The organism is Streptomyces sp. SID14478, assembly GCF_010548525.1.
Classification (GTDB): domain Bacteria; phylum Actinomycetota; class Actinomycetes; order Streptomycetales; family Streptomycetaceae; genus Streptomyces.
On record NZ_JAAGMG010001319.1, the window covers coordinates 1 to 5099 of the forward strand.

At 73.9% G+C, this 5099-nt stretch carries 4 protein-coding genes and 2 pseudogenes; 1 reads left to right on the forward strand and 5 read right to left on the reverse strand.

Translation table 11 applies throughout. From position 1 onward, the window contains the following. Positions 1 to 506 (reverse strand): annotated as a pseudogene (locus G3I40_RS41930) (serine/threonine-protein phosphatase); the annotation flags it as partial. A gap of 83 nt (positions 507 to 589) precedes the next feature. Then, positions 590 to 1084 (reverse strand): GNAT family N-acetyltransferase, encoded by a 495-nt coding sequence (locus G3I40_RS41935; protein WP_164560044.1) that lies wholly within the window; start codon positions 1082 to 1084, stop codon positions 590 to 592. A 32-nt stretch (positions 1085 to 1116) separates the two neighbouring features. On the opposite strand from G3I40_RS41935, the gene G3I40_RS41940 reads away from it, so the two are divergent. Next, complete coding sequence (locus G3I40_RS41940) at positions 1117 to 2004, forward strand: TIGR01777 family oxidoreductase (protein ID WP_164560045.1); 888 nt, start codon at positions 1117 to 1119, stop codon at positions 2002 to 2004. A 42-nt stretch (positions 2005 to 2046) separates the two neighbouring features. Here G3I40_RS41940 and G3I40_RS41945 read toward each other — a convergent pair whose 3' ends face one another. The 3 genes and pseudogenes from G3I40_RS41945 to G3I40_RS41955 form a co-directional block, all read right to left on the reverse strand. After that, on the reverse strand, positions 2047 to 2562 hold the full coding sequence (locus tag G3I40_RS41945; protein WP_164560047.1) for a DUF4240 domain-containing protein: 516 nt from the start codon (positions 2560 to 2562) through the stop codon (positions 2047 to 2049). Positions 2563 to 2686: 124 nt separating this feature from the next. Beyond that, the gene (locus G3I40_RS41950; RefSeq protein ID WP_164560046.1) at positions 2687 to 3676 is read right to left on the reverse strand and encodes a WYL domain-containing protein; all 990 of its coding nucleotides are present in this window, start codon (positions 3674 to 3676) and stop codon (positions 2687 to 2689) included. A 133-nt stretch (positions 3677 to 3809) separates the two neighbouring features. Next, a pseudogene (locus G3I40_RS41955) lies at positions 3810 to 5099 on the reverse strand (pyruvate dehydrogenase (acetyl-transferring), homodimeric type); the annotation flags it as partial.

Consider the following 5099-nt stretch of genomic DNA (forward strand, 5'->3'; position numbering starts at 1 on the left):
CGCCGCACGTCGAAGAAGTCGCCGCCGACCAGGGCCCCGCGCTGCGCCGCCCGGTACAGACCCGCGCAGCGCACCGTGCCCACCCGCTCCGGCAGCGGCGGCAGCACCGCGAACTGGGCGGCCTCCGCGACGGTCCGCACCGTGACCAGCTGTTCGTCGCGCCTGCTGCGCACCCACGCGATCACCACGCTCAGCACCGCCACGAACGCCACCGTCAGCACGTCGCTGTTGCCGGGCCGCCCGAACCCCGCCGAGGGCAGATCCAGGGCGAGGACCACGACCCCGCCGAGCAGCGCCGTCGCCGCGGGCCCGTACGTCAGCGCGGCCACCGGCGGGATGGCCGCGAGCAGGAAGCCCAGCTCCAGGGTCTCGTCCGTCGCGAACTGCAGCGCGACGAGCCCGGCGAGCAGCAGGATCGGCAGCCAGCGCACCCAGCGCGGCGGCGGGGCCCCGCGCAGCCAGGCACGCTCCTCCCCGTCACGACGGCGCGCTGCGGGCCAGGACATCCGGACGGGCTCCCTTCGCGTCGGCCTACCCACTCACCCTGCTACGAGTCGCAGCCCGCCGCACTCCTGCTCCCGGCGGCCGTCTACAGGGCCTGCCCCATCAGCACGTCGTCGACGTACGCGCCGTCCAGCAGGAACTCCTCGGGCAGTACGCCCTCGACCACGAAGCCCTCGGACTCGTACAGCCTGCGGGCCGGGGTGTTGTGCCCGAGCACCCGCAGCGAGATCCGGCGCGCGCCCTGCCGCCGGGCCTCCGCGATCGCGGTGCGCACCAGCAGCCGGCCCACGCCGTGCCCGCGTGCCCCGTCGGCGACGGCGAGACCCTGGATCTGCCGCACGTGCGCGTTCGCGGCCAGAGCCGTGGGGCGGCCGAGCCGGACGTACCCCACGATGCGGTCGTCGAGCGTGGCGACCACGTGGTCGCGGGGGCCGAACCGGTCGTTGAAGAACGCCGGGTAGGGCTGCCGGGCCCGCGGGACGACCGCGTGCAGGGTCGACCAGGTCTCCCGGTCGAGGTGGGCGAGGGCCTCGTCGTCCTCCGGCGCGGCGAAACGTAGGCGAGGGTGCGGCAGCGACATGCGGGTCACCCTACGACCGGCAGGATGGAGGCATGACACGCATCGTGGTGGCGGGCGCCTCCGGACTCATCGGCTCGGCCCTCGTCCGTTCCCTGACCGCCGACGGACACGAAGTACTGCGCCTGGTGCGCCGCGCGCCACGGGCGGCGGACGAGGTCCGCTGGGACCCGAAGCGGGCGGACGTCGACACGGACCGGCTCGACGGCTGCGAGGCGTTCGTCAACCTCGCCGGGGCCGGCGTCGGCGACCACCGGTGGACGGCCGCCTACAAACGCGAGATCCACGACAGCCGCGTCCTCGGCACCGCCGCCCTCGCCGAGGCGGCCGCCGCCCTCGACACCCCGCCCCGCGTCTTCCTCAACGGCAGCGCGGTCGGCTACTACGGCGACACCGGCAGCCGCGCGGTCGACGAGTCGGCCCCGGCGGGCGAGGGGTTCCTGCCCGCCCTGTGCGTGGAGTGGGAGGCGGCCACGGCCCCCGCCCACCAGGCCGGCATTCGCACGGTCCTGGCCCGCACCGGCCTGGTCGTGGCCCGCGGCGGCGGCGCCTGGGCGAAGCTGTTCCCGCTGTTCCGGTCGGGGCTCGGCGGGCGCATGGGCGACGGCCGCCAGTACTGGTCGTACATCGCGCTGCACGACCACGTCGCGGCGCTGCGCCACCTCCTCGACACGCAGACGCTGTCCGGGCCGGTCAACCTGACGGCCCCGCACCCGGCGACCAATCGCGAGGTCACGGCGGCGATGGGCCGCGTCCTGCACCGCCCCACCCTCTTCACGGCCCCGGCACCGGCGCTCCGCCTGGCCCTGGGGGAGATGGCGGGGGACGTGCTGGGCTCGACGCGGGCCGTGCCGACGCGGTTGGTGGAATCGGGCTTCGAGTTCGCGTTCCCGGGCCTGGACGATGCGATCCGGGCCGCCTGAACCGGCCGGGTCAGCCGCTCCGCCTGAAACGAACGGGTCGGGTCAGCCGAACCGTTCCGTCAGCCGCGGATAGAGCCGGGCCAGTTCCTGCGCGTCCTCGAAGTCCACCGGTGTGCCCTCCGGCTCCGGCGGGGCCGCAGGAATGCCCAGATCGGCGGCGACCACCCCGGTCAGCTGCTCGTACGCCTCGTCCGCGGCGTACCCGAGCTCCTCGGCGTCCCCGTCGACCTCCTCGTCGAAGTCGCGGAGCAGGTCCGCCAGCGAGTCCGGCTCGTGCAGCGCCCCCTCGAACACCTCGCGTCCCTGCCCGATCAGCCAGCACCGGAAGAAGTCGAAGGCGTCGTCGCTCGCCCCGCCCAGGAGCACCCACGCGGCGCCCCACAGGTCCCAGCGGTAGGCCCGGTTGTAACGGACCTCGAAGTGCCGGGCGAAGTCGAGCACCGATTCGGGGTCGCGCTGCAGCAGTCTGTCGACGAGCAGCTCGGCCTGGTCCTCGGGGTCGCCCTCGGCGGCCTCGCGGGTGCTGTCCACGATCTCCCAGAACTCGGTCTCGTCCATCACGGGACAAGCATCGGCCCTGGATCCTGGGGGCGCACGCCGAGCGCCGGAGCTGCGCTCATTCGTTACGCATGCACATGCCCAGGGCACCCGGCGTGCGGCACGCGCCCGCCGCGTCGCGTGCTCAGCCGTACCATCCGCGCATCCGCCGCGCCGCCCGCGCGAACCGCTCCCGCAGGGCCTGCGGGGCCACCACCTCCACCTCCGGCCCGAGCGACATGAGCTGCGTGTACGCGACGTCCTCCGACTCCACCGGCAGTGTCACGGTCACCCGCCCGTCGGCGCCGGCCGGCCCCGCCGACTCACTCGCCTCCCGCGCGGACGCCGCGTCGACGGCGTACCGCAGCCGGCGCACGCCCTCGGGCGTCAGCCGCACGACCACCTCGGCCCGCAGGATCGCCCGCGCGAACTCCCGCGCCCGCTCGTCCCAGAACGCGGGCAGGTCGAACGCGTCGTCCCGTACGAACCGTTCCTCCTCCGCGGTCACCGACGTGAACCGCTCCACGCGGTACACCCGGAAGCCGTCCGGCCCGTCGCCGCCGCGCACCGCCGCCGCCACGTACCAGACGCCCGCCTTCAGCACGAGCCCGTACGGCTCCAACTCCCGCTCCACCGCGGTGTCCTGGTCGTCCCGGCGGCTGTACGACACCCGGATGACGCGGTCGTCCCACACCGCCTCCGCGAGCGCGGGCAGCAGCTCGGGCGTCCGCGGCTCCTGGAACCAGCCCGGCGCGTCCAGGTGGAAGCGCTGCGCCGCCGTCTGCGAGGCGTCCCGCAAGGACGGCAGGAGCGCCGCGGACACCTTCAGCCGGGCCGCCGACGCCGCGTCGTCCAGGCCCATCTCGCGCAGCGCCCCCGGCACCCCGGACAGGAACAGCGCCTCCGCCTCGCCGCGCGCGAGCCCCGTGAGCCGGGTGCGGTAGCCGCCGATCAGCCGGTACCCGCCGGTCCGGCCCCGGTCGGCGTAGACCGGAACGCCCGCCTCCGACAGGGCCTGCGCGTCCCGCGTCACCGTCCGCTCGGACACCTCCAGCTCACGCGCCAGCTCGGCCGCGGTCATCGACGGCCGGGACTGGAGCAACAGCACCATCTTGATCAGGCGGGCAGCACGCATACGGCCATGATGGCCCGCCCCACTGACAACGCCCCTGCGGACGCCCGAGGACCGTTCACCCGCCCCTTCACGCAGGTGTGCCCCGCCCTCGGAAGACCGGGACGGGGCACACCTGCGACAGGTACCTCAGGTACTACAGGCCGTAGCGCTCGCGCGCCTCCTTCACGGCCGTCGCCTTGACCTCCCCGCGCCGGGCGAGCTGGGCGAGGGCCGCGACGACGATCGACTCGGCGTCGACGCCGAAGTGACGGCGGGCGTCCTCACGGGTGTCGGACAGGCCGAAGCCGTCCGCGCCCAGCGAGCTGTAGTCCTGCTCGACCCACTGCGCGATCTGGTCGGGGACCTGGCGCATGTAGTCGGACACGGCGAGCACCGGACCCTGCGCCCCGGCCAGCGCCTGGCGCACGAACGGCACCCGCTCCTCGCCGTTCAGCAGCGCCGCGTCGGCGTCGAGGGCGTCACGGCGCAGCTCGGTCCAGGAGGTCGCGGACCACACGTCGGCGGCCACGCCCCAGTCCTCGGCGAGCAGCTGCTGCGCCTTGAGCGTCCAGTGGATCGCCGTACCGGAGGCGAGCAGCTGGATGCGCGCGGCGTTCGCGGCCGGCGAGAGGCCGGCGCTCTCCGCGGTGTTGAACCGGTACAGGCCCTTGATGATCGCCTCGTCGAGACCGCTGACGGCCGGCTTGGCGGGCTGCGGCATCGGCTCGTTGTAGACGGTCAGGTAGTAGAAGACGTCCTGGTCCTCGCCCGGCTTGGCCTCGCCGTACATGCGGCGCAGGCCCTCCTTCATGATGACCGCGATCTCGTACGCGAACGCCGGGTCGTAGGTCAGGGCCGCCGGGTTGGTGGCCGCGATCATCGGCGAGTGGCCGTCCGCGTGCTGCAGGCCCTCACCGGTGAGCGTCGTGCGGCCGGCCGTGGCGCCGACGACGAAGCCGCGGCCCATCTGGTCGCCGAGCTGCCAGAACTGGTCACCGGTGCGCTGCCAGCCGAACATCGAGTAGAAGATGTACAGCGGGATCATCTGCTCGCCGTGCGTCGAGTACGACGTGGCGGCGGCGATGAAGTCGGCGAGCGAACCGGCCTCGTTGATCCCCTCGTTGAGGATCTGGCCCGACTCGGACTCCTTGTAGTACATGAGCTGGTCGCGGTCGACCGGGTCGTACGTCTGGCCCTTGGGCGAGTACAGGCCCAGCGACGGGAACAGCGACTCCATGCCGAAGGTGCGCGCCTCGTCGGGGATGATCGGCACCCAGCGCTTGCCGGACGTCTTGTCCCGGACGAGGTCCTTGAGGAGCCGTACGAGCGCCATCGTCGAGGCGACGGACTGGTTGCCGGAGCCCTTGTCGAACGAGGCGAAGGCCTTGTCCGCGGGGGCGGGCAGCGGCGCGAGCGGCTGCGTGCGGCGGGCCGGCGCGGGACC